Raw genomic sequence first — 1,651 nt, 5'->3', positions numbered from 1 at the left:
TTCGTCAATTGTTCCTTCAGGCGGCACCTATGTTTCAGAATCTGCCAATAATTTTTATACCAATGCCAGTAAAGGTGAGTTGATTTTCACGAAGAATGCCAAAAAAGGATTCTTTAAAAATACCACTACCTGGAACGGTTCGTGGAATGATACGAATGCCACCATCAATAACTTTCTTCCACCTGTAGGCGGAAGCAGTACCCCAATCAATAAATTCGGAAACCAGTTTCTGGATTCACCTTCAGGGATTTTTCAGAATTCCCTCAGCACCATTTTGCCATGGAAAGAAAAGCTTTTCAATGTGATGAGTTATGTGAGTTATCAAAAAGACCGCCAGGCAATGGATATTTTACCGGCCAGTTATGTGAATGCCAACGGGAATTTTCCGGAAGCAAATCAGTTTGAAAAGTTGAGACAAAATGCTTCTTCGGAGACCTTTACCGCTAATCATTCTGCGTCGGTAGGTTTCAGTTATAAAAAATGGACTTTCACGCCGGAAATGGGTCTTAATTTGAATTTCAATACCTTAGAATCACTTTTAACCGGTTCTAACGGGATGAATTATATCGGATTGGGGCAAAGTTTTCAGAATGATACCGAATGGAACGAAATTCAGCCATACACGCAATTGGGTGTTAATTTCAAATCGAATAGTTTTAATTTAAGCCTGAATCTTCCTTTTAATTTTTACGACATCACGTATCGAGACAATCTGCGCAACAACAGCCTTCATACCACTAAATCTGTGCTTGAGCCGAGTTTATTCGCCAGTCTTGATTTTGCTTCGTTCTTCAAGATATGGGCTTTTGCCAGCCAGAACAACGATTTCGGGAATTTCGGTTTTCTCTACGAAGGTAAAATGCTTACCTCGCCTTTAGGGATTACACAAAGATACAGTTACGAAAGCCCGATGATTATGCCGGAATACAGAAACAGCAACCTCGGGTCAAGACTGGAATATCGTAACCCACTGAATAACCTGTTTTTCAATGTGCGTTACGGTTATTCGGTGAACAAAAGGAATTTAATTGAGAAGTTTTCAGGTGACGGATTCAACTCTTCTTTGACCTTGCTGGCGCTTGAAAATACATCTGAGACCCAAACTGAAAGCGCAGAAATAGGAAAGTATTTTCCGAAGTTTAAAACCAATGCTTCGGTAAGTTTTTCAAATGCTGATTCTAAATCGTTTTCATTTTTCAACCAACTTCAGGAGTCTAAAATCAACCGCCAGAATATGGGCGTTAAATTCAACAACACCTATTTTTCATGGCTGAGTGTAGATTATAGTGCAACGCTGAACTGGGCAACGCAAAAGAATGCAAGCCAGAATACCGAGAACAAAACTTCGGGCTGGAATCACAATCTGGCGGCCTACATTTATCCGCTGGAAAACCATACAATTGGATTCTTCTGGGACGAAATCAATACCAAATCCAGAAACCAGAGTTTTAACAATGCTTTTTACGACCTTTCTTACCAGTATACGTGGGCAAAAAAGAAAATAGATTTCGAAATCAAATGGCTAAATATTGCCAATACCAACGTTTTTGAAAGAATTACTTACGATCCGCAGTTTCTGTTAACCACGGTAAATTCCATCAGAATCCGCCCAAGCCAGGTGATGTTTACGGTGAAATTCAACTTTAAATAG

General features: G+C 39.7%; 1 pseudogene. It reads left to right on the top strand.

Going from position 1 to position 1,651, the window contains the following annotated elements:
- Positions 1-1,651: pseudogene (locus V5N63_RS04740) on the top strand (hypothetical protein); the annotation flags it as partial.

The organism is Kaistella sp. (assembly GCF_032060305.1).
Lineage (GTDB): Bacteria > Bacteroidota > Bacteroidia > Flavobacteriales > Weeksellaceae > Kaistella > Kaistella yananensis.
This window is presented reverse-complemented; position numbering and strand designations above follow the sequence as displayed.